The sequence below is a fragment of the Granulosicoccus sp. 3-233 genome (assembly GCF_052681095.1).
In genome coordinates, this window is record NZ_JBQYLE010000012.1 from 114065 (window position 1) to 137238 (window position 23174).

16 protein-coding genes and 1 pseudogene are annotated in these 23174 nt (G+C 60.0%); 15 read left to right on the forward strand and 2 right to left on the reverse strand.

The genetic code is table 11. From position 1 onward, the window contains the following. Positions 1-180 precede the first annotated feature (180 nt). The 4 genes from ACUNV4_RS25115 to ACUNV4_RS25130 are packed head-to-tail and all read left to right on the forward strand — an operon-like array spanning position 181 to position 3040. Complete coding sequence (locus ACUNV4_RS25115; RefSeq protein ID WP_430881400.1) at positions 181-567, forward strand: response regulator; 387 nt, start codon at positions 181-183, stop codon at positions 565-567. A gap of 5 nt (positions 568-572) precedes the next feature. Continuing rightward, complete coding sequence (locus ACUNV4_RS25120; RefSeq protein ID WP_430881401.1) at positions 573-1739, forward strand: protein-glutamate methylesterase/protein-glutamine glutaminase; 1167 nt, start codon at positions 573-575, stop codon at positions 1737-1739. Beyond that, positions 1736-2548, forward strand: a complete 813-nt coding sequence (locus ACUNV4_RS25125; protein WP_430881402.1) for a CheR family methyltransferase — start codon at positions 1736-1738, stop codon at positions 2546-2548. Before ACUNV4_RS25120 ends, ACUNV4_RS25125 begins: the two co-directional genes overlap by 4 nt. Positions 2549-2590: 42 nt before the next feature. Beyond that, a complete protein-coding gene (locus ACUNV4_RS25130) occupies positions 2591-3040 on the forward strand; it encodes a chemotaxis protein CheX (RefSeq protein ID WP_430881403.1) in 450 nt (149 codons plus the stop codon). Here ACUNV4_RS25130 and ACUNV4_RS25135 read toward each other — a convergent pair. After that, positions 2968-3297: a hypothetical protein gene (locus ACUNV4_RS25135; protein WP_430881404.1), complete on the reverse strand. Its 330-nt coding sequence runs from the start codon at positions 3295-3297 to the stop codon at positions 2968-2970. The genes ACUNV4_RS25130 and ACUNV4_RS25135 overlap by 73 nt on opposite strands. Between ACUNV4_RS25135 and ACUNV4_RS25140 the strand changes: the two genes are divergently transcribed. The 7 genes from ACUNV4_RS25140 (at position 3296) to ACUNV4_RS25170 (ending at position 15187) form a co-directional block, all read left to right on the forward strand. Then, a complete protein-coding gene (locus ACUNV4_RS25140) occupies positions 3296-4114 on the forward strand; it encodes a peptidoglycan-binding domain-containing protein (RefSeq protein ID WP_430881405.1) in 819 nt (272 codons plus the stop codon). The genes ACUNV4_RS25135 and ACUNV4_RS25140 overlap by 2 nt on opposite strands. 41 nt (positions 4115-4155) lie before the next feature. Continuing rightward, on the forward strand, positions 4156-5226 hold the full coding sequence (locus tag ACUNV4_RS25145) for a hypothetical protein (protein WP_430881406.1): 1071 nt from the start codon (positions 4156-4158) through the stop codon (positions 5224-5226). A gap of 62 nt (positions 5227-5288) precedes the next feature. Further along, a complete protein-coding gene (locus tag ACUNV4_RS25150) occupies positions 5289-7136 on the forward strand; it encodes an efflux RND transporter periplasmic adaptor subunit (protein ID WP_430881407.1) in 1848 nt (615 codons plus the stop codon). Beyond that, entirely contained in the window at positions 7073-9247 is a 2175-nt protein-coding gene (locus tag ACUNV4_RS25155) for an HlyD family efflux transporter periplasmic adaptor subunit (protein ID WP_430881408.1), read from the forward strand. Before ACUNV4_RS25150 ends, ACUNV4_RS25155 begins: the two co-directional genes overlap by 64 nt. 167 nt (positions 9248-9414) lie before the next feature. Beyond that, the gene (locus ACUNV4_RS25160; RefSeq protein ID WP_430881409.1) at positions 9415-12114 is read left to right on the forward strand and encodes a hybrid sensor histidine kinase/response regulator; all 2700 of its coding nucleotides are present in this window, start codon (positions 9415-9417) and stop codon (positions 12112-12114) included. A 9-nt stretch (positions 12115-12123) separates the two neighbouring features. Continuing rightward, positions 12124-13938: a GGDEF/EAL domain-containing response regulator gene (locus ACUNV4_RS25165; protein WP_430881410.1), complete on the forward strand. Its 1815-nt coding sequence runs from the start codon at positions 12124-12126 to the stop codon at positions 13936-13938. A 49-nt stretch (positions 13939-13987) separates the two neighbouring features. Next, a complete protein-coding gene (locus ACUNV4_RS25170; RefSeq protein WP_430881411.1) occupies positions 13988-15187 on the forward strand; it encodes a serine hydrolase domain-containing protein in 1200 nt (399 codons plus the stop codon). A 156-nt stretch (positions 15188-15343) separates the two neighbouring features. Here the strand turns inward: ACUNV4_RS25170 and hemH are convergent, their stop codons facing one another. Then, positions 15344-16474, reverse strand: coding sequence for a ferrochelatase (gene hemH / locus ACUNV4_RS25175; protein WP_430881412.1), 1131 nt, complete (start codon positions 16472-16474; stop codon positions 15344-15346). A 260-nt stretch (positions 16475-16734) separates the two neighbouring features. On the opposite strand from hemH, the gene ACUNV4_RS25180 reads away from it, so the two are divergent. The 4 genes and pseudogenes from ACUNV4_RS25180 to ACUNV4_RS25195 all read left to right on the forward strand — a co-directional run bounded on the left by ACUNV4_RS25180 (position 16735) and on the right by ACUNV4_RS25195 (position 23027). Beyond that, positions 16735-18483 carry a hypothetical protein gene (locus tag ACUNV4_RS25180; RefSeq protein WP_430881413.1) on the forward strand — a complete coding sequence of 583 codons (1749 nt, stop codon included), beginning with the start codon at positions 16735-16737 and terminating at the stop codon, positions 18481-18483. After that, a pseudogene (locus ACUNV4_RS25185) lies at positions 18480-18743 on the forward strand (NAD(P) transhydrogenase subunit alpha); the annotation flags it as partial. The gene ACUNV4_RS25180 and the pseudogene ACUNV4_RS25185, both read left to right, overlap by 4 nt. 182 nt (positions 18744-18925) lie before the next feature. Next, positions 18926-20302: an NAD(P)(+) transhydrogenase (Re/Si-specific) subunit beta gene (locus ACUNV4_RS25190; RefSeq protein WP_430881488.1), complete on the forward strand. Its 1377-nt coding sequence runs from the start codon at positions 18926-18928 to the stop codon at positions 20300-20302. A 538-nt stretch (positions 20303-20840) separates the two neighbouring features. Continuing rightward, the gene (locus ACUNV4_RS25195) at positions 20841-23027 is read left to right on the forward strand and encodes a primosomal protein N' (protein WP_430881414.1); all 2187 of its coding nucleotides are present in this window, start codon (positions 20841-20843) and stop codon (positions 23025-23027) included. Positions 23028-23174: the final 147 nt, after the last annotated feature.

A 23174-nucleotide genomic window follows, 5' to 3' on the forward strand; every position in this document is an offset into this window, starting at 1 on the left:
TCGAGCGTCTGGGGCAAGCGTGTACCACAGTGGGCATTGCCACTCACACCGTCGCTGCCCGATCGAGAACGAACGGCGCGGACAGGAAGTCCAGTCAACTTTCCGGCAACACTGCCGTTATTTCAGGGACGTCCGCCAATCTCTAACGAGACGATACCGAAAATCACCAGGAATATGGTCATGTCACAGTCCTCTGTTCACGCACTGATAATCGACGACTCGCGGGCCATGCGAGCGATACTCAAACGCGTATTGCATGGCGTGGGTTTTCGCACTTCGGAGGCGGCAAACGGACTGGAAGGGCTGGAGTGCCTCAAGGAGCATGATGATATTTCCATCGCGCTGGTCGACTGGAACATGCCGCAGATGAATGGCTACGAATTCGTTCGGGCCGTCAGATCCGATCCTGAAAACAGAGACCTGTGGCTGATGATGGTCACAACGGAAACGGAGATGTCGAGAGTGGTCAAGGCGATGGCAGCGGGGGCCAATGAATACGTGATGAAGCCGTTTACCGAAGATGTCATCATCGACAAGCTCAGGTTGTTGGGTCTGGTTGCTGCCTGAGCACCATGGCTAACAAACGTATTCTGGTCGTTGATGACTCCTCGATGTATCAGCGGCTGCTGTCGGATGTGATCAATTCACATCCGCAGATGGAGGTGGTCGGTGTTGCCGTGAATGGTCGCGAGGCTCTGGAGAAGATGGATAGCCTGCGTCCGCATCTGGTGACTCTGGATATCCTGATGCCGCAGATGGATGGCATACAGACTCTGATGGAACTGCGACGCAACTGGCCTGACGTTCGCACGGTGATGGTCAGCTCACTGACATCGGAAGGCTCGGATGCCGCACTGGATGCGCTGACCCTGGGCGCACATGAATATGCCGCCAAACCGGTTTCCGCCGGTGGTATCAGTGCCATTCGGGAAACCCTGAATCAGGATCTGCTGCCCAAGATTGCGGCCCTGTGTGATCTGGACTGTGCCGGTGACATGGTCGCCGAGGAGCCGGTAGTCGCTGAACAGCCGGACAGAGCCCCGGGGCGATTCGTCTCCACACAGAATGCGGGGCCCGAGCTGGTGGTCATCGGGGTGTCTACCGGGGGGCCGGATGCACTGACCCGTCTGCTGCTGCAACTGCCCGGCAATTTCGGGGTGCCGATCTGTATCGTGCAGCACATGCCTGCCGAGTTCACCGGCAAGCTGGCGGCACGATTGAACGCGGCCAGCAAGCTGACCGTTTGTGAAGCATGCGCTGGCGATCGTCTGCAGGCAGGCACGGTGTATGTCGCGCCGGGTGACTATCACATGGTGCTGGAGAGGGTTGGCGGTACCGATGTCATCCGGCTGAATCAGAATCCCATGGAGAATTCCTGTCGACCTTCCGTGGACCCGCTGTTCCGCTCCGCCGCCGCCATTCATGGTGCGAGATGTCTGGGAATCGTGATGACCGGCATGGGGCGGGATGGGCTGAAGGGCTCGGAAGTGATGTACGCCGCAGGAGGCAGCATCCTGGTTCAGGATGAGGCGAGCAGTGTGGTCTGGGGCATGCCGAAGCTGGTGGCGCAGGCTGGATTGGCCGAAGCTCAAGTGCCGCTGGAGCGCATGGCGAGGGCGATCCTCGACCGGGTCATGGTTGCCGAAGGAAGCACCGTCCATCAGGTGGGCGACACGGGCGACAAGGCTGCCAACGCATCGAACCATCGGTTACCGGGGTCCGGAGGGCGGGGATCATGAGCGACATCAATGCGATCGACTTCGATTATGTCCGTGAGCTGGTCTATCGCGAATCGGCGATTTCGATCGAGCCCGACATGAAATACCTGGTCGTGTCCAGATTGACTTCCCTGCTCAGAAAAACCGGTCACGCTGATATCGCCGAGCTGGTCTCCTCCTTGCGCGGCAGGCGGGAAGCTGGCCTGGTGGAGCAGGTAGTGGACGCCATGACCACCAATGAGACGTCGTTCTTTCGGGATTCTCACCCCTTCGATACGCTGTGTCAGGAAGTGTTGCCGCGTATCGCGGCTACGCACAATGACCCGATCAGAATCTGGTGTGCTGCCTGTTCCACCGGGCAGGAAGCCTATACCATCGCGATGGCCATCCACGAGTTCTGCCCGGCACTGGTCCCTCGAGTGTCCATCATCGGTACCGACATTTCCCGGGAAGTCGTGGCGAAGGCTCAGGCGGGCACCTACAACCGCCTCGAAGTGAACCGCGGTCTGCCGGCACAACTGCTGGCCAGGTACTTCACCCAGCAAGGACTGGCCTGGCAGGTAAAGCCGGAGCTCATGAAGATGGTCGAGTTTCATACGTTGAACCTGATCCGGGACTGGGGCGCGCTGCCCGAGATGGATGTCATCTTCCTGCGCAATGTGCTGATCTATTTCGACCCGGAGGCCAAGTCTTCGATCCTGCGCAATACCAGTCGTGTCCTGAAGCCGGATGGCTGTCTGTTTCTGGGCTTGTCGGAAACGACATTGAATCTGAATACCGACTATCAACGCGTAACCTCTGAAAAAAGCCACTATTACAAGATTGCCTGAGTAACGGGTTCGTCTCGTTGCATTGTCCGGGTAGAGAAAGCCATGACTATACTGAGTGAAGAAGAACTGAACGAGATCGTTGACGTGGTCTGCATGACGGTGCTCGATCTGCCGGTTCACCCGGGTGGTCGATCTGCCCTGCATTCGGGTCAGTATCTGACTGCCAGTATCGGCATCTCGGGTGCGTGGAACGGTGTAGTCAAGGTCAGGGTCAGCCTTGAGCTGTTGACTCGTGCCGCATCCGACATCTTCAGTATCCCTGTCGATGATGTCGATTCGCGCGATCTGGTGGACACGATTACCGAGCTGACCAATATGCTGGGAGGCACGGTCAAGTGCATGCTGCCGGAAAGTTGCGATCTGGCCCTGCCCGAAATCCTGCCGTCCGAGAAAAGGACGCGGGGGCAGCATGAATGGGTCTACTTCAGCTGCGAATCCATGCCTCTGGCGGTGGCCGTCATGGAATCGGCCAGTGGCGTCAGGGCCGCCTGACAGCCGATCGAAGGCCCGGCGGGTTCAATGACGCCGGACAGCGGTAGCGGGCGGTTGTTCCTGTTCTGACCCTGCGTCTGCAAACATTTGTCGCAAACACTCACCCAGGTTCCTGTGGATTCACCTCGTCTTGCCGGATAGACTAGACTGGCATCGGTGGTGCGCAGTTGGCAGCTTGCCTGTGAATCGAGTTCACCACTGTCCAGTGCGGGATATTCCGCATGAATCGCGTTATTGGCAATGCTGGAGTGTGACATGGCAAGAAAATTCCCCCTGATCGGCAAGCAGGCTGGTCAATTCGTCCTGGTTGCCACGATGACAGGCGTGTTGGCAGCGTGCGGTGGCAGCAGCAGTGGTGACGGCGACGGATCCGAGGTGCCGCTGGGCGAACAGGATTTCGATAACGATGGATTCATCAATGATGAGGATGACGATGCCGACGGCGACGGGATCATTGATCTGGACGATGAATTCGTTGATCTTGACGGCGACGGGCGCGATGATCTCACCTTGCTTACCGAGGCCGAACTGGAAGGCGATACCGGTAATGAGGGAGAATTCGTGGAAGTGTCCGCCGACAATCCCTGCGGCAGTGAAAGCGGCGAGGACAATTCATCGGTCAATGCCGCATGGAATGACAACTGTCTTGTCGAGCGTTCGCTGACAGGTGGCCAGTTTGCCGACAGCCTGTTTTCCGTCGGTATCCAGCGTGTGCTGTATTGTTCCGGTTTTGGCAATGCCAGCAGTTATATTGCCTTCGCCGACGGTGAGTACGGCGAATTGAGTGAAGCGGCCGCCATCGAGTTCCAGAATGCAGAGTCATTGACACCAGACGGCGTTGTCGGACGGGAAACCTGGGGGCGGCTGCAGACGAGGCTGGAGTTGCTGGCCATCGCCGGGGCTGACGAAACGCGTGATACCTACGGGTTCACCAGTGGGCGCTGTGCCGGTATCCCGCTGTTCTATCAGGAATTCGTCAATTCGGAAGCCGGCGGCTGGACGCTGGCACGTAATCAGCCCAACGAAGCCGAGGAAATCCCCTTCTCCTACGAACTGCCCTTCGGCAGGCTTTGATGAGTACATGGTGAATCCCTGACACGCCGGATGGATCGAACATGAGCATGAGCCTGCAAGTGGCCACCATCTCCGGGCTTTGCGCCCTGGTGGTGACCGCCTGGCTCTGGCTGTCGCCGGATACTGCAAGGCGATCCCTGGAGAGCGCTCCTGCCGACAAGGAAGTGGCGCCAGCAGCCGACACCGGATCGGCGGGCTTGTCTGCCTCACCGTTTGCGCTGTCCACGCAGTCATCGACGCTGATCGATGGCGAAGCGGCTGAGCAGGCATCAAAACCCGATGATGCTCGTGAGCGCGACGTTGAGTCGGTCCTGCCCGGTGCAGGTATCACGCTGGATGTCTCCCGCTTGGCAGGCACCGTGATCGGCGATGAGGACTTCGATGCCACGGTGGCGCTATTGCGGGCAGACCCTGCCTTGCTGCAGCGTCTGATCGATGAATTTCGTCAGGAGCAGGACCCTGATCGGCGCCATCGGTTGATGAAACTGCTGGGACACGCCGGCGGGGCCGATGTCACGCTGCTGGCCAGCGAACTGGTCTATTCCGGCGATGATGCCTCACGCGAACTTGGCCTGCAGATGCTGCAGAGGGCGCAGCCGGGTAGCGCCGAGGTCCAGCAGATTGCCTCCGAGTTGCTGGCCACGGAAATCGAACCCCGTGTTCTGGTGAATACCCTGGCCACGCTGGCAAGACCCGGTACCGTGAATACCGAAAATCAGGCCCTGCTTGCCGATCAGGTGGCCGTCATGGCATCGCATCCGGATGACGGTGTCAGAGGCATCAGCCTTGACATACTGTCGCGATTGAGCACCGACGGTCGGGATACACCTGTGTTGCTGGCGGGGCTGACGGATGCCAGCGAACGAGTGCGTGAGGCAGCTGCCTACGCGCTCGTCGGGCATGAAGAGGACAGTGTGGCGGTACGCAGTTCGCTGTGGCAGATGCTGCGCGATTCCGGACAGGGCTTTTCACCTCGCAGTGCTGCCATTCTGGCGTTACGCAGTCTGACACTGTCGGAGGAGGAACAGGGTGAGCTGGAACTGATCGAACGTCAGCTCTACAACAGCAAGAGGCAGCAGTCCGCTGCAGGTGCTCGAGCCGTCACGCAGTGAGCCGTTTGGCAGGATAGTTGCTCTTCAGTGGTTCCTGTTGCCGAACCCGGTCCTGATGTTCAATGCCTGCTGCTGACGATCTTCTGGTCGCCTCTCAAGCCGAAACAGACCATCCGCACCAGCTTGCCGGCGATCCGGTGGAAAATGCTGAATCCGCGGTCGGACATGACGAGGCCTGGTTGCTCTGGCTGTCCGAGTTGCTGCAGGGGACTCACGGACTGGCGCTGGTCTGCATCACGGAAACCGCACCCGGAAATGTGAGTGCTGCGGTATCCGCACGAACACCAGCCACTCTCGAAATTCCCGATGCCGGCCTGGCGCTGGCACGCCGGGCAGTGCTGCGCGGCAGCCGACAACGCCTGCAATTGCCGGATAACGGTGATGTCCTGCTCGGACTGCCATTGCCGGGGAGCGAGGAGAGCTCGTCTGAATCGACCGTTTTGCTGTTGATCAATGGCGCATTGACTCGGCAACAGCAGGGTTCCTTGCTGGGGCTGGCAAGCTGGGCCCTGAAGAGTGCTCGATGGCGAGGTCAGGTCGTTCAGCCTGCCGAGTCACGGTTTTCGGCAGTCGATGGTGATCTGCCCGAATCCTTGAGCATCACCCAGCTGATTGATCTCCTCGGGAATCATTATCCGGGAAGTGTCTGCGCTCTGCACTGGATGCGGGCTGACAGACAGGGACGACGCAGGTCAAGGGTGATGGCTGTGTCCGGTCAGACAAACATCGACCGTTCCGCAATTGCAGTACGTGATCTGGCCAGTCATGCAGACAGGCGGTATGCCGAAGGCTCGGCGCAGCCCTTGTATCAATCCAGAATGGCAGCGGCGAGCAAACCGCTGTCGGATACCCGGTCGAGCGCGGAATCGGACTGGACATCGAGTCTCATGATCCCGGTATCGGTCGATGGTGAGCTGCTGGTGGTATCTCTGCAATGGCAGGATGAGACTCGTCTGTCGGCTAGCGAACGTAGCATCCTGCAGGCATCACTGGCACCTCTTGTACAGAGTGCCTGGCTGCAGTGGCGCTGCCAGCAGAACCTGCCGGCGTTGCTGTGGCACCGCTGTCGACGCAGCCTGGACGCGCGCTTGCAGCGAGGCCTGAAAACAGGCTTGCAGGTCGGAGCCGCTGTCATCGTACTGCTACTGATGTTGTGGCCGGTTGACAAGCGTCTGTCTGCCGACGTCATGGTCGAGGCCGCTGAACGTCACGCCCTGATTGCACCACTGGACGGCTATGTGAAGTCGGTACAGGCTCGGGCGGGCGATCGCGTCGCCAAGGGTGATCTGCTGGCCCGGCTTGATGATGAAGATCTGTTGCGACAAGCCGACAAATGGGCAGCCGAAGCCCAGAAGAACCAGCAGGACCATCTCAGTGCTCTGGCTTCCCATGATCGGGTGGAGCTGAGTTCATTGAGAGAGAGCCGCGTATTGATTCAGGCGGAACTGGATCAGGTCAGGGCGCAGCTGGCGCGGCATGAACTGCGAGCTCCGGTGGCGGGCATCGTGCTCAGCGATGCCGTCGAGGATGCGCTGGGCTCTGCCGTCAAGGCCGGCAAGATACTGTTCGAAGTCGGCTCGGCCGAGCATTACCGGCTGGCACTGCAGGTGCCGGAGCGCCGCATCTCGGAAGTCGAACCGGGGCAGCTGCTGAGTCTGCGCATGGCTGCAGACCCCAAGCAACGCAGACAGGCACGCGTCGATACGCTGATTCCGGTGGCAAATGCAAGTCAGGGGGAGAATACCTTCAAGGTCTACGCCACTCCGCTGGAATCCGATGCGGGTCTGCGGCCGGGCATGAAAGGCATTGGCAAGATTCTGGTCGGCCGTGAGTCACGCCTGGCTCAGTGGTGGGGCTCATTGTGGACACGCTGCGTCTGGCTGGCCTGGAAGCTCGGGCTGGTGGCATGAGCACAGCGGCAGTCTCCGAGATGCAAGCCGTGGCAGACGAACTGGAGTGCAAGCCATCACTGGCCCCCCATGTCCGAGTACGGGAACAGCGCATTCGCAACCGGCGCTGGGCAATCGTGCAGAATACGGTCTCGGGTCAGTTCCTGCGGATCGATGCCGGCTTGTGGCAGGCGCTGACACGGCTGCAGGGCCAGTGCTCGCTGCGAGACTGGCTGACACGTCACGAACCGCTTTTCGACTCCAAGAGCCTGCTGGAGTCGGTCGCGCATCTGCAACGTCTGGGGGTATTGCAGGGCATGCAGCCTGGTCAAGCAACCGCCAGAGCGGGGCGACGGGCCGCCTTCAACCCCCTGATGCTGAAGCTGCCTTTGTGCAACCCGTCACGGTTGCTGGCGTATCTGGCACGCCTCGTCGGAGTTGTCAGTGCTCGCACTGCAGTGCTGACGATACTGGCCCTGTTCGGGCTGGCAGCGGTGCTGGCCATGCTCAACAGCGCGGAGCTGCTGCGCGACTGGAACCGTGTGCTGTCGGCACCGGAACAGTGGTGGCAGTATCTGCTCCTGTATCCCTGCCTGAAGTGCCTGCATGAACTCTCGCACGGTCTGGTTCTGCAACGGCTGGGAGGAGACGTGCGGGAAGCCGGAATCTCCCTGCTGGTGCTGATGCCAGTGCCCTATGTCAATGCGACGGACGCCTGGTCCCTGCCGCGCCGTCGCGACCGTCTGGCGGTGACTGCCGCCGGCATGTTGTGTGACCTGAGTCTGGCCAGTGTGGCGTTGATCCTGTGGTACACCCTGGAGAGTAGTGTGCTTACCGACATGGCCTTTGCGGTGATGTTGCTGGGGTTCGTGTCAGTCGTGCTGTTCAATGCCAATCCGCTGTTGAAATTCGATGGCTACTATCTGCTGGAAGACCTGCTCGACAGTCCGGGCCTGGCGCGCCGGTCACTGGCCTACTGGCAATATCTGTTCAAGCGCTATCTCCTTGCCGCCGATGGCATCACGCGTCCCCTGATGGCTGAGGGAGAACGCCGCTGGCTGCTGCCCTACGCGCTGGCCAGTCTGGTGTATCGCTTGTCGATATCGCTGGTGATTGCCGTGTTTCTCGTGACACGTTTTCATGAGGTCGGCCTGTTGCTGGCCTTGTTCTCCATCGTGCCGATGTTCATTCGTCCATTGCCACGTCTGGCCGCCTATCTGGCCATTTCCAGTCAGTTGCAGGGTCATCGGCTACGCGCCACTGCCAGACTGGGTCTGCTGGTTCTGTTACTGGTACTGCCGGTCATGCTGCTGCCATTGCCTTCGTCGACACGTGCCGAGGGCATTGTCTGGAGTCCGGAGCAGAGTGAGGTCTTCGTGGCGGAAAGCGGAGAGATATCCGAGTGGCAGGTGCGCGACGGCGAAGCGGTGGTGGCGGGACAACTGCTGGTGCATTTGCTGGCCCCCGAGCTTGAGGTAGAGCGGCGACGGCAGGAATCAGCCATGGCACAGCTGCTGCTTGAACACGCTGCGCAGCGCCAGAACCTGCCGCAGCATGCCGCCGTCACGCGAGTCGAGATCGAAAGGCGTCAGGAGTTGCTCGATGCCCTGCAGCAGAGAATTGCATCGCTGCGAGTGGTGGCGCCGCGAGACGGGCACGTGGCCTTTACCCGGAACAGGCTGCTCAATGGTCAGCGAGTCCTGCAGGGAGATCTGCTGTTGTATGTGGTGGGAGATGAGCCGGTTGTCGTCAAGGCCGTGGTTGATCAGCGTCAGCTGGGCAAGCTGCAGACCGGGGTCAGGCAGGCGCAAGTACGCTTCTCCGACGATATTGCAACAGTGGTGCCGGCGGTCCTGAGTCGCCAGATTCCCGCCGGCAACAACAGACTGCCGAGCATGGCACTGGCTGACAATGGCTTCGGAGGCATTGCCGTGGAGTCGGGGCAAGGGGAACTGCAAACGCTGGAGGAGATCTTCCATCTGGAATTGACGCCTGATGAACAGATCCGCGCAGCGGATCACGGCGGACTCGGAGGGCGGGCCTACATTACCCTGAAGCATCCTCCCGAGACGCTGGGGGCTCGCTGGTGGCGCAGTTCCCGGCAGCTTCTTCTCAAGCACCTGGGTGCCTGACTTGAAACGGTTATTTGCAGGCGATCTGCAGGGCAGGTTCATTAATTGCTGCTTGCCAGGGATGAATACGAAGAGGTTGCAACCATGACCGACTGCCAGACAGTGTGCGGTGGTGTGCCCGTGACAGGGAGTTGTCCGGCTGAATCCGTGCATCGGGAGTCGTGAGCATGCCCTCGTCCAGGGTGGCATCTGCCACCGAGACTGACAGGCAAGGTAACACGGCCGCGAAAGGCGCTGTGCGTCGCAACGGCGGCAGAGGATGGCGAGATTGGCTCGGCATGGTGAATCCGTTTCGCTACCTGCCGAAGATGAGCGCGCGCTTTCATATCGCCATCGGCCTGTCTTCCTTTGTCAGTAGTGTGGTTCTGCTGGCTCTGTTTCTCGGGCTGGTTCCGGATCGCCAGAGCGCCAGGATGCAGACAAGAGTGGTTCTCTCGGAATCCGTGGCTACGCTGGGCTCGGTTCTGCTTCGTGCCGGCGATATCTCCGGATTGCGTTCTTCGCTCGAGTTTGTCATCGAACAGAATGTGGACATACACCTCATCGATCTGCAACGCCGCAGCGGTGGCAGTATCGAGTTGCCTTCGCAGCGCCCGCTGCCCGATGGCATCACTGCCGAGCAGTTGATTACCGACGATGTGAAGGTGCCACTATTGCAACGTGGCCGAGAATGGGGGCATCTGGTCTTTCGCTTCGTGTCGATGGACAACCAGCCCTGGCACGTGCGATACCGCGAGTCACCACTGTTCCTGATGGGCTTCATCAGTCTGGGTTGTTTCCCCCTGTTCTATCTGTTTCTGGGCAAGATGCTCAAGGAGCTGAATCCCTCGGAAGCCGTACCGTCTCGAGTCAGGTCAGCGCTGGATACCATTGCCGAGGCATTGCTGGTGCTGGACGCACGCGGCAATATCGTACTGGCGAACTCTGCCTTTGCCGAGTTGACCGGCAAGGAGTCGGAATCGTTGCTGGGTATGTCCGCTGGTGAGCTGCCGTGGCAGGGCAATGATCTGCAGGAAGGTCATGTCTGGGATGCTTCCCTGTTCGAGGCGAAGACAACCCGTCACGAAAAGATCGGCTTCACCGACGCATCGGGGCAGGTACGTGTCTTCATCGTCAACTGTTCCCCGGTGTTTGCGGCCAACGATCAGGTGGGTGGCGTTCTGATCAGCATGGATGATGTCACCCAGCTGGAGGAACAGGAGATTCTGCTGCGAGAATCGATGAAGATCGCCGAGGAGGCCAGTCAGGCCAAGAGTGCCTTTCTGTCCAACATGAGTCACGAGATACGCACGCCGATGACCGCCATCCTCGGCTTCACCGAGGTGATGAAACGCAACAACCGCACCAGTGAATCGGAACGACTGGGCTATCTGAATACCATTTCCAACAGTGGTCAGCACCTGCTGGAACTGATCAATGATGTACTGGATCTGTCCAAGGTCGAGTCCGGCGCCATGGAGGTGGAGGAACTGCCTTGCGATTGTCCCTCGATTGCCCAGGATGTCGTGCGGGTCCTGCAGTCCAAGGCTGATGAGAAGAGCATCGACCTGCAGGTGCAGATTCTCTCGGAATTTCCCGACAGGATCATTGCCGATCCGTCTCGCCTGCGACAGGTCATCACCAATCTGGTCGGCAATGCCATCAAGTTCACGGATCAGGGGGCGGTACGGGTCCAGCTGTCTTTCATCGCCGCGCAGAAGCCGGAACAGGCCCGCATCCGGATCGATGTCGTGGACAGCGGCATCGGCATGAGCGAAGAGCAGCAGGCAAAAATATTCGATGCCTTTACCCAGGCCAGTGCCAGCATTTCCAGACGCTTCGGCGGGACCGGGCTCGGCCTGTCGATCAGCCGGCAACTGACCGAGGCGATGAATGGCACCCTGGAAGTATCCAGTGAAGAGGGCGTCGGCAGTACCTTTCATGTCGAGCTGCCGGTTGCACAGGAATCGTACACATTGCTGTCACCCGCTGACATCATGGAATCGCTGGAGCGTATTGAAGTGCCTGTGCAGGTTACCTGGGACTTGCCCGAAAGCCGCATTCTCGTGGTGGATGACGGACCCGAGAACCGGCAACTGATGACGGTCATACTGACCGGCCTCAAGCTTCATGTGACCGTGGCCGAAAACGGTAAGGAAGGACTTGACATGGCTGTTGACGCCATGCAATCAGAGCCATTCGACCTGATTTTCATGGATATTCAGATGCCGGTAATGGATGGGTATGAAGCGGTTGCCGAAATGCGCAAGGCAGGGCTGGAGCTGCCCGTGGTGGCCTTGACGGCGAATGCGATGAAAGGCTTCGAGAAAGACATTCTGGAAGCCGGCTTTTCGCATTACATGGTCAAGCCGATCGACATGAACCTGCTGGGCGATCTGCTGGCAAGACAGCTGGGAGGCGAGCGGCGCGTTGTCGAGATGGAGCCGGAAGCCGAAACGGGTCTGATTGACGAGCAGTCTGCCGTCGAAGCTTCAGACTCTGCCATTGCTGCCGATTCTCAGGAAGTGGAGAGTGAACAGGATGACTTTGACGGCGTCGAGCCTGTCTACACCACATTGCCGGTGCAGATTCCGGATTTCTACGAAGTCGTTGAACAGTTCATACAGCGAGTCCAGGAAGAGCAACTCAGGTTGACAATGGCAATTGAGCAGAACGATGGCGAGACCATCGCCCAGATAGCGCACTGGTTGCGTGGTTCGGGCGGTAATGTCGGCTTTGGCGGCTTTGCCGATCTCTGTAACGAGATCGAGGCCTGTGCCCATGGCGACAGTTCGCGGCTGATGGACTTGCAGGAGCAGCTGCAGGCATTTACCCGACAGGTACTTGCCGGCTGGCACGTGACACCCCGCCCCAGTGCCGCCGGTTGATCAATAGTCATGTCACAGGGTGAGTCCACCGACAAGGCCGGCAGCGAGCGTCCCGCGGTATTGATGGACCCGCAGACAAGCAAACTGGTGGCGAGCTCCAAGATCATGATGGTCGATGATGAGCCGATCAACATGCGCGTGTTGCAACTGCATCTGACGGCTCAGGGCTATGGCCGGTTTGTCAGTGTGACGGACTCCAGGTTGGCGATGTCGACCCTTCGCAGTGAAAGGCCCAGTGTCCTGCTGCTCGATCTGAACATGCCCGATGTCTCCGGACTGGAGATTCTCAGCGAGGTGCGCTCCGATCCCGAGTTGAAGCAGTTGCCGGTGATCGTGCTGACTTCGTCCAATGATCCGGAGACCAAGGTCGAGGCCTTGCAACTGGGAGCAACGGATTTTCTGCCCAAACCGGTCGATGCCAATGAGCTGGCACTGCGCATGAAGAACACCATTGTGGCGCGCGCCTATGAGCAGCGCCTCATGCATTTCGATGCTCTGACCAACTTGCCGAATCGGCTGTATTTCTCCAGGCTGGTACAGAAGCTGATGAAGTCGGCGGCGGCGACCAGCAGCCGAGTGGCGCTATTGCTGTTCAACATCAACCGCTTCAAGTCGATCAACGACACATTCGGCTCGGAGCAGGGTGATGATGTGCTGTGGGCCTTCAGTCAGCGAATGCAAGTGGTGTTCGATCACGCGCAGGGTATCTCACCCTTGCGCAAGGACACGCTGAAACCCCACTGTATCGCTCGCCTGGGTGGCGCACGTTTTGGTGTATTGGCGCAGTTCGGTACCGATCGATGCGATGAAGTCTGGGTGCAGGAATGGATGCCTCTGCTGATTGCCGAACTGGAAAAGCCCTTTGTGGTCGAGCAACAGGATGTCTATGTCTCGACCAGCGTCGGCATCTCGGCACTGGATGAAACGGCCCGCACGGTCGAGAGCCTGATCAACAATGCCGAGACCGCCATGCGGTATGCCAAGGAACAGCAGTCGCCGGGTTATGCCCTGTACTCGGCAGACATGGTGTCGATGGCACGTCGCGCCCTGCGCCTGGAAAACGCCATGCGCACGGCGCTGGTCAATGAGGAAATGAGGCTGGTGTATCAGCCCAAGGTCGATATACGCAGCGGTCTGATCAACGGTGCGGAAGCCTTGCTGAGGTGGGAAAACCCGGATCTCGGATTCGTCTCACCCGTGGATTTCGTGCCGGTCGCCGAGTCCACGGGCATGATCGTTGCGATCGGTCACTGGGTGCTCGAGGCCGCCTGTCTGCAGGCGGCGATCTTTCGCAGGGAGTGCAACCCCGCCTTCAAGATCGCGGTCAATGTATCCATCCGGCAGTTGTACGAAGCCGGCTTTCACCAGTCGGTGGATGAGATCCTGAAACGAACCGGCCTGCCGCCCGAGGCACTGATCATCGAGTTGACGGAGAACATGATCATGGACGACGTCGAGGCGAACATCGGCAAGCTGTCAAGGCTGCGTGATCTTGGTGTCCGCATCTCGGTGGATGATTTCGGTACCGGCTATTCGTCCCTGAGCTATCTGCAACGCTTTCCGATAGATCAGCTGAAGATCGATCGCTCATTCATCATGGAGATCGAGTCGGCGGATGAAAAGGCGCCGATCGTCAAGGCCATCGTATCGCTGGCGCATGATCTCGGGCTCAGCGTGGTGGCAGAAGGTATCGAAGAGCAGGTTCAGCTGGATCTGGTTGCGAGGCTCGGATGCGAGGAATATCAGGGCTACCTGAAGAGTCGGCCCGTCGAAGCCGCTGAATTCATGCAGTTGATGCTGAATGACGTGAGGAAATGCGCCTGATGCTGCGATAGACTGTCTGCCATCGGTTCTGTGGCAAGGGTTCTGTTGTATGGAGTTTCAGTCTGAGCGTGGCAGGGTTCTGGAAACGCACGTTCGCCGCCTGATCGAGGCGCGTCAGTTCTCCGGAGTGACCTGGTGTGTCGAACATCAAGGTCGTGTCGTGGCGCAGGGCGCCGACGGCCATCGTGATGCACAAGCCTTGCAGGCCATGAGTGAGGACACCCTGTTCCGCCTGTACTCGATGACCAAACCGATCGTGTCCGTGTATTGTCTGCAGCTGATCGAATCCGGTCTGCTGCAGCTGGATGATCCGGTCAGCCGTTACATTCCGGAGTTCGGCCAACAGCAGGTGCTGGCCTCCGATGGTCGTCTGCAAGCGCTGCAACGCGCCATGACCATCGAGGATCTGCTGACGCACCGTTCAGGTCTGTCCTATGATTTCCTGCCCGGTTGCAAGGTGGCCGAGGGATACCGTGACGCCGGTTTTGCAGCCGACGGAGGGCGCTCGCTGCAGGAGCTCTGCGTGGCGCTGGCAGAGATGCCGCTGGCCCATCAACCGGGGTCATGCTGGTATTACAGCTATTCCACCGATGTCCTCGCCGGCGTTCTCGAGCGTGTCTCCGACAAGCCCTTGGGGACCTGTCTGCAGGAATCGCTGTTTGCACCGCTGGGCATGGAGGAAACCGCATTTCAGGTGGGTGCCGAGAACCGCTCACGGCTGGCGCAGATGTTCGGGCAGCGAGAGCTTGGGCAAGTACCCGTGGCGGGAGCCACTGATCGGGCTCCCGTCAACAGACTGCAGCCCATGGATGTCGAACAGAGCTATCCTTCGGATAGCGAGACCTTCACCCGTGGCGGAATCGGCCTGTACTCCAGCATGCGCGATTATCGCCGCTTCATGGGTGTGCTCATGCACGGCAAGACGCCTGACGGGGCCCGGTTGCTGTCGCGGCCCATGCTGGATCTGGCGTGGCAGAATCGCCTGCGTGACTCGCAGATGCCGATCACGATCGGAGACAAGGCCTACCCGGGTTACGGCTGGGGTCTGACCGGACGTCTCATGGTGGACACATCGGCAGCCCTGCGGCTCAGTGCCTGTGGTGAAGGCGGATGGGCGGGGGCTGCCTCCACCTGGTTCTGGGTGGATCCGGCCCGTGAATTCAGCGGCATCGTCATGACGCAGTATCTGGGCTCGGAAATCAGTCTCGGGCCTGACATGCAGGGCCTGGCCTACGCCGCCCTCGGCTGAGCGGGCAGACCCGCATCGGTGATCATCCGTCGATGCGGTGTTGCAAGCCCCCCCACTTCTGGCTGTCACGGGGCTTCGCCCGTGAAGTGACACTGCCACGCGTTACCGACCCGTGTGTGTGGCAGGGCTTGTCGGAGCCGGATCGCTCGTCAGGGCTCAGTTCGGGCGGCCACTGGCAAACGATGGTTTCATGGCCGCAGCGCGCTCGGCTGTCGCTTTGTTCTGTTGCTCCTGCGCCTGCCGGTCGCGTTGCGCATCGGCTTCCGGCCAGCCCTGACAGTGTTGTTCCACCAGGCTGCCGAGAAAGGCGATATGGTCAGGACGATCGTTCAGACAGGGAATGTACTGAAAGCGCTCGCCACCATTTTCCTCGAAGTATTCGCGGTTCTCGCCGCAGATCTCCTCGATGGTTTCCAGGCAGTCGGCAGAGAAGGCCGGAGACATGATGTCGATCGACTTGAAACCCTCGGCCGGCAGTGCCTTCATGGTGTCGTCGCAATACGGTCGCAGCCATTCTTCGCGCCCGACGCGTGACTGGAAGACCACTCTGATGCGGTCGCTGGCGATGCCCAGTTCTTCGGCCAGGAGTCTGGATGTCTTGTGACAGAGGCAGAAGTAGGGGTCGCCGTCGAGCACATAGCGCTGGGGGATGCCGTGATAGGAGGTGACCAGCAGCTCGCCACGACCGTTCGCTTCCCAGCTTTCGCGGACACTGTTCGCCAGTGAGCGGATGAAAGCGGCATGATCGCAGTACTGATTGATGAAGCGCATCTCGGGTATCCAGCGGGTACGCTGCAGTCGCTGCGTGACTGCGTCGAATACCGAGGCCGTGGTGGTTCCCGAATACTGGGGGTACATCGGCAGTACAAGCAGCCGGCGCACGTTGGCAGCCTCGAGTTCAGCAATGGCGCTGTCGATGGAGGGTTGACCATAGCGCATGCCCAGAGCGACCGTGACCGGTTCACCGAATCGTTGCTGCAGGTCCTGCTGGAGCGCAGCGGCCTGCTGGCGCGAGATACTCAGCAGGGGGGAGCCGCTCTGTTCGGACCACACCTCCCGGTAGGCCTTGGCGCTGCGAGCAGGGCGGATCCGCAGGATGACACCATGCAGGATGATCTTCCACAGCCAGCGTGGCGCTTCGATGATGCGGGGATCACTCAGAAATTCGGCCAGATAACGCCGTACCGGTCCGGTTTCCGGGGCCTCTGGCGTACCCAGATTGACCAGCAGAACGCCCAGACGCGCCGCTGTGCCATGTTCGTGATTCGGTGTTCCAATGTATTTCATGAAGAGTTCGGATCGTGCCTGAAGGGGATCAGTGCACACTGTTACGCTGATTCCATCGGCTTGGAGCGTTGCAAGATTGCCGCCGTGGTAACGCAAGCGTCACGCCAGCAGCAGCCGTGACCTTTTCAGGTCAGGTAGTCATATGTCGCTATCCTGGTGACTCGGTTCACTCGTATCGAGTCAGTACGGGTAAACTGCAGCCAATCATCAGTATAACCGTTCGGACATATGCCGATTAGTCAACGCGAAAGAGGTGCGCCTTGTCGCTGATCATCGCCTTACCCCGAGAGCGTCGCTCCGGCGAACGCCGGGTTGCCCTGGACCCGTCTCGAGTGGAACGACTGCTGCAGGATGGCATGCAGGTTCGCATCGAGGCCGAATGCGGTCATGCCGCCAGTTTCTACGATGAGGCCTATCAGGGGGTCACTGTCGTCGAGGATTTTGCCGAGCTGGTGCAGGATGTCGACATCGTCGTCAAGGTCGTGTGTCCGACTCTCGAGGAAATCGCCCTGTTGCCGGAGCGCTCGGTACTGGTGTGCATCATGTCGGCGTTCCAGCATGTCGATGAGTTGCGTGCACTGCAAGAGCGCCAGATCACGGTGCTGGGCATGGATCATCTGCCGCGGACAACGCGCGCGCAACCAATGGATGCCCTGTCCTCTCAGGCCACGGTTGCCGGCTACAAGGCGGCCTTGCTGGCTGCAGAACTGTCGCCGCGACTGTTTCCGATGCTGACCACGGCGGCGGGTACCATTCGACCGTCCCGGGTGCTGGTGATCGGCGCAGGGGTTGCCGGATTGCAGGCCATTGCCACTGCCAGACGTCTTGGCGCACAGGTCGAGGCCTATGATATTCGCAAGGCGGCCAAGGAGCAGATCGAGTCACTGGGAGCCCGGATGATCGACACGGGCGTGGAAGTGGAAGGTGCTGGCGGCATCGCCAGAGCGCTGCGCAAGGATGAAAAGCAGATCCAGCATGATGTGCTGGCCGAGCATCTGGCACGAGCCCATGTCGTCATCTGCTCGGCAGCGATCCCCGGACGACGAGCCCCGCGCATCATCACCGAGGACATGGTCGATGGCATGCTGCCGGAATCGGTGATCGTGGACATGGCGGCGTCCACCGGTGGCAATTGCGAGCTGACGCGGATCGGCGAGCATTACTATCACAACGATACGCTGATCGTCGGCCCGCTGAATCTGCCCAGTCACGGCGCCGTGCACGCCAGCGAAATGTATGCGCGCAACATCTACAACATGTTGCAGCTGGTCATTTCGGATTGCAAGGTGGTGCTGAATCCCGACGATGAAATCATCGCCCGTTGCGTGCTGATGCACGATGGCGAAGTCAATCACCCCGATATTGCGGCTCTGCTGGAAATGCCGGAAGCGCCCTTTGGCGCGCCCCCTGCCAGTGCAGAGGAAATGGCGGACGAGACATCGGGCTGGTTGAAGGAAGAGGAAGAGGCAAAGCCGGAGAAACAGGAGGCGGATGGCGCGGTGAAGGAAACGTCGGCTGCCGCTGCGGACGCGGGCACGACAGATCGATCCTCGCCTGCCAGCGAGGCGGCAAGGAACACCGCTGCGTCGCCTGGGCGAGACGGTGATCAGGGTAGCCCGGCTGATGCTCACTCCTCCAGTGAGGCCATGGCGCACCCGGAACAGCAGGATGGTGGTGTCGCCGACGAGCAGGATCTGCGGGATCTGGCGGCGCTTGAAGGCGCAGATGCCGATGAAATGATCAGCTTGGCGGCAGGAGTCGATGATTCCCTGCCGGAGCATGAGCGGGCAGAAGAACCCTTGCCACGCGATGAGCTGACCGTGATTGATGGTGTTGGCCCGGCATTGCAGGAGCGGCTCTATTCCTTCGGCTATCGACAGTTGCGGCAACTGGCCGAGCTGGATGACGATGCGATCGAAAAGCTCTCCGTACAACTCGAACTCGCCGAGGAGATCCGCGAGCAGGATTGGCGTGGGCAGGCTCGACGACTGATGGAGAAAAGTTCATGAGCGGTGTAGGCGGCCTGTATCTGGTTCTGCTGGCAGCGGTTGCCGGCTACGTGCTGATTGCGCGAGTTCCCTCGATTCTGCACACGCCAATGATGTCGGGGTCGAATTTCATTCACGGCATCGTGCTGGCAGGTGCCATGCTGGCGCTGGGCAATGCCGAAGGCACCCTCGAGCAGATCATCGGATTCCTGGCGGTCACCGCCGCTGCCGCCAATGTCGTTGGCGGATTCGTGATCACGGATCGCATGCTGGCACTGTTCGATCACAAGTCACGGGGGCGACGCTCGGCGTCCGGTTACCAGAGCGTCGATGGTCCTGCCAGCGAAGACCGTCGCTTGCCGGGGGCCAAGAGCCGACCTCTGGTCCGTCCCGAGTCTGCATCCTCGGCACGTAAATCGAACAGGCGTTCGTCGGGTGGCAAGGCATGAGTACGACCAACAATCTGCCTCTCGCCCTGGAGCTGGCCTGGTTTGCCTCTACGGTGCTGTTTGTCATCGGTCTGCGTCGTCTGAGCTCGCCGACTCGTGCGCGCTCCGGTATCTGGTGTGCCGGCGGTGGCATGTCGCTGGCCATCATCGCCACTGCCCTGCATCCCGGTCTGGGGGGCAATTACTCTCTGATACTGGCTGCCATGGTACTCGGTGGGGGCATTGCACTCCTGCATGCACGCCGCGTCGACATGGCCAGTATTCCGCAGGTGGTGGCGCTCTACAACGGGCTGGGTGGAATTGCCGCAGCGGGAATCGGCATGCTGGTCCTGCTGAACGTGACTCAATATGGCGCACTGGTGAAGGCGCTGGCGGTACTCAGTGGTCTGATCGGCTGTATCTCCTTTGCCGGCTCCATGTTTGCCTATCTGCGCCTGACCGGTCGATTTTCACGACGGGAAGACTTTGCCAAGCGGCAGGTGGCGTATCTGGCGAATGGTGCCCTGGTGCTGCTGCTGGGTCTGATCCTGGCCACCTCGGCCACGGCGCATCCGGTGCTGCTGCTGGCCTTTGCCATCCTGGCAATCAGTTTCGGCCTGCTGATGACCCTGCCGACGTCGGCAGCCGACATGCCGGTGCTGATTTCCATGTACAACGCATTGACCGGTCTGGCCGTCGCTCTGGACGGTTTCGTGCTGGAGAATCCCACCATGATGGTTGCGGGTACCATCGTGTTTGCCGCGGGTTCCCTGCTGACCCGGTTGATGGCGCGCGCCGTCAATCGGCGACTCACGGAAATCATGTATTCCGGGTTCGGTATCACGGCAGACGGGCAGGTCAGGACACAGGCTCGGGATCATGTCAACAAGATCGACGCTCGTGATGCCGCTGTCGACATGGCCTATGCCGATCGCATCCTGATTGTTCCCGGCTACGGCATGGCAACAGCCCAGGCACAGCACAAGCTGCGGGAGTTGACCCAGTTGCTCGAGGAGCGCGGCGTGCATACCGGTTTTGCGATACATCCGGTGGCAGGGCGCATGCCGGGGCACATGAATGTGCTGCTGGCGGAAGCGGGGGTCCCTTACGAGAAGATCAGCGATCTGAACGACATCAACGCCGAGTTCTCGCAAGTCGATGTGGTGCTGGTGGTCGGCGCCAACGATATCGTCAATCCGGCAGCCAGGGATGACCCTGATTCCCCGTTGTATGGCATGCCCATACTGGATGTCGATCAGGCCAAGCGGGTGATCGTGGTGAAACGCGGTGACGGTACCGGCTATGCCGGTGTCGAGAATGCCCTGTTGTTCTCCCCCGTGAGTCGTGTGCTGTTCGGTGATGCGCGGGATACCGTGCAGGACCTGATCATGGCCATCAAGGGACTGGACTGATACCCGGCAACGCCACCACGGTCTGGCAAGTTCGTTCAGGCAGACAGGATTGCGCCACGGACAAGCGTGCCAACGGTGTGTCGGCGTGTGTTGCACGGTCCGCGGTGCATTTCCTGCTCGATGATGGGGCGGCGATTGTGCTGTTCCGGACCCGCATGTAACGGTTAAATGACTGGAATTTGTCGCGTTTCGGGGTTGACGATCTGGAAATACGTCCGGGCTTATACACAATGCTCCAGATCGCTTGTGGAAAGTCGGAAAATCGTGTATTGGCTCCTTTTCAGCTTTCGGAAGTTTTCATAAACTATTGAAATATAAGAATAATTTTGTAATTTCGCAATATGGGATCAATTTCCGGAATCCCGGTTGTGCGTCACGTTGGCACCGTTTTTCAAACCTTGTCCACATAGTTATCCACAGATTTGTGGACACTGTGTGAGTATTCCGGCACTGAAGTGCGCCTGTTTTGACGCTAACCTCAGGGCCCCGGCAGGCCTGTCTGCGCTCGACCGATATCCTCAGAGACTTTGCTAAGCGCATGAATCCCTTGGTACAAGTGGCGGTGAAGTCACCGGTCTACGGCGTGTTCGATTACCGCTGGAAAGCAGCATCACCGATCATTGCGGGTACGCGGGTGACAGTTCCTTTCGGGCGTCGACAGGTGATCGGTGTCGTGGTGGCTGCCATCGAGCACAGTGACGTACCGTCCGGGAAGCTGCGCGCCGTGCACAAGGTGCATGATGAAAAGCCGGTTCTGCCGGAAGATCTGCTCAAGTTGTTGCAATGGGCCAGTCGCTATTACCACTATCCCCTGGGGGAGGTGCTGGGTTCGGCATTGCCGGTGCTGCTGCGCAAGGGACACGAGGCGGTGATTGCCGAACGCGACTACTACCGCTGGGTTCCGCATGAAGCGGAGTCCGGCCTGTCACGGGCGGCACCCGTTCAGCAACGATTGCTGGAGTATCTGCGCGAGCACGACGGCAGGCCGGTTGCCGTTGATGCGCTGCGAGCCATCAGTCCCGGTTGGCGCAAATCCATGGAACCCTTACTGGAGCGTGGCTGGGTGGCCTGTGATACCGCGATCGAAGTGCCGCGCAATCATGCGGCTGAAACCGGTCCCGCGCTGTCGGATGAGCAGGCCGTCGCTGTTCAGGCCGTGCAACAGACGCTGGGCAGTTTTACCAGTTTTCTGCTGCGCGGAGTTACCGGCAGTGGCAAGACGGAAGTGTATCTGCGCTGTATCGAAGAGGCTGGGAAACGAGGTCTGCAATCGCTGGTGCTGGTGCCGGAAATCTCGCTGACGCCGCAGTTGATGAGCCGCTTCGAGCGGCGCATCAGTGGCTGTCTGGTCAGCCTGCATTCGGGGCTCAACGATAACGAGCGACTGCAGAACTGGTTGTGCGCTGCTGAAGGTCATGCCGATGTCGTCATCGGCACCCGCTCGTCGATTCTGGCGGCTTTGCCGAGGCTGGGGCTGATCATCATCGATGAGGAACACGATGGCTCGCTGAAGCAACAGGATGGCTTTCGCTATCACGCGCGTGACCTGGCTCTGATGCGGGCACGTGACCGGCAATGTCCGGTTGTGCTGGGTACTGCTACCCCTTCTTTCGAGACGATCAACAACGTCAAGACCGGTCGATTCAGGGAACTGCGTCTGACGCAGCGGGCTGGCAATGCCATTCCACCGATCATGAACCTGCTGGACATCCGCAGGCGCAAGCTCATCGAAGGCATGAGTGATCGGCTGCTGGATGCCATTCGCGATCATCTGGACAAGGATGGTCAGGCGCTGGTCTTCATCAACCGGCGGGGTTTTGCGCCCACGTTGTTGTGCAATGATTGTGGTGCGGCGGCCGATTGTCGGCGCTGCGATGCGCACATGACCGTCCACGTGCGGCAGAATCGCCTGCGCTGTCATCACTGCGGTTCCGAAAGGCCGCTGCCCGCCGTGTGCGACAGCTGCGGCTCTGCCGAGCTGGATCGGGTCGGCTATGGCACGGAGCGCATCACGGATGCTCTGCAGGCAGAATTTCCCGATGTGGAAATCGCCAGGATCGACCGCGACAGCACGCGGCGCAAGGGGGCGCTGGAAAAGCAGCTTGACAAGGCGACCACGGGACAGGCGCGCATCCTGGTCGGTACGCAGATGCTGGCCAAGGGGCATCATTTTCCGAAGCTGACGCTGGTGTGCATCCTGGATGCCGATCGTGGCCTGTTCGGCACCGATTTTCGATCGCTGGAGCACATGGCACAGTTGACCGTGCAGGTCGCCGGGCGTGCCGGGCGGGAAACGCGGCAGGGCACGGTTCTGATACAGACACGCAATCCCGATAATCCGATGCTGCAGACTCTGGTCAGGGAGGGCTATGGAGCCTTTGCCGATATTGCCATGGCTGACCGGCGGCTGGCTGATCTGCCGCCATTCTCCTTCATGGCACTGGTGCGTGCCGAAGCCAGTGCCGGGCAGGAAGCGCATGCCTTTCTGCAGCAGGTCTCAGAGGTCTTGCTGGCAAGCAGGGCTGGGCGCCTGGAAGTGATGGGGCCAGCGCCAGCCCCGATGGAACGACTGGGAGGGCGATATCGAGCACAGTTGTTGCTGCAGTCGGATCGCCGCTCGGTACTCAATGACAGCCTGGCGCGGCTGTGTACACAGATCGATCAGCTGCCCGGTGCGCGCAAGTGCCGCTGGTCCATCGATGTGGACCCGGTCGATCTGTTCTGAGGGTCCTTTCCGGGGAGTGCCTGAGGCGAGCGTGTGGCTGTGACCGTCAGTATGGCGCGGGGCGGCGCGCCACCCGGCCAAGGTGATTTCCGGTCGTGGATTCGTGCCTCATTGAGGTTAAACTCGGCTGCCGGACTAAGCGTGTAA

Excerpts from the sequence above, each read along its gene's own strand:
- ACUNV4_RS25115 (WP_430881400.1), top strand. The coding sequence starts at position 181 with ATGTCACAGTCCTCTGTTCACGCACTGATAATCGACGACTCGCGGGCC.
- ACUNV4_RS25120 (WP_430881401.1), top strand. The coding sequence starts at position 573 with ATGGCTAACAAACGTATTCTGGTCGTTGATGACTCCTCGATGTATCAG.
- ACUNV4_RS25125 (WP_430881402.1), top strand. The coding sequence starts at position 1,736 with ATGAGCGACATCAATGCGATCGACTTCGATTATGTCCGTGAGCTGGTC.
- ACUNV4_RS25130 (WP_430881403.1), top strand. The coding sequence starts at position 2,591 with ATGACTATACTGAGTGAAGAAGAACTGAACGAGATCGTTGACGTGGTC.
- ACUNV4_RS25140 (WP_430881405.1), top strand. The coding sequence starts at position 3,296 with ATGGCAAGAAAATTCCCCCTGATCGGCAAGCAGGCTGGTCAATTCGTC.
- ACUNV4_RS25135 (WP_430881404.1), bottom strand. The coding sequence starts at position 3,297 with ATGTCACACTCCAGCATTGCCAATAACGCGATTCATGCGGAATATCCC.
- ACUNV4_RS25145 (WP_430881406.1), top strand. The coding sequence starts at position 4,156 with ATGAGCATGAGCCTGCAAGTGGCCACCATCTCCGGGCTTTGCGCCCTG.
- ACUNV4_RS25150 (WP_430881407.1), top strand. The coding sequence starts at position 5,289 with ATGCCTGCTGCTGACGATCTTCTGGTCGCCTCTCAAGCCGAAACAGAC.
- ACUNV4_RS25160 (WP_430881409.1), top strand. The coding sequence starts at position 9,415 with ATGCCCTCGTCCAGGGTGGCATCTGCCACCGAGACTGACAGGCAAGGT.
- ACUNV4_RS25165 (WP_430881410.1), top strand. The coding sequence starts at position 12,124 with ATGTCACAGGGTGAGTCCACCGACAAGGCCGGCAGCGAGCGTCCCGCG.
- ACUNV4_RS25170 (WP_430881411.1), top strand. The coding sequence starts at position 13,988 with ATGGAGTTTCAGTCTGAGCGTGGCAGGGTTCTGGAAACGCACGTTCGC.
- hemH (WP_430881412.1), bottom strand. The coding sequence starts at position 16,474 with ATGAAATACATTGGAACACCGAATCACGAACATGGCACAGCGGCGCGT.
- ACUNV4_RS25195 (WP_430881414.1), top strand. The coding sequence starts at position 20,841 with ATGAATCCCTTGGTACAAGTGGCGGTGAAGTCACCGGTCTACGGCGTG.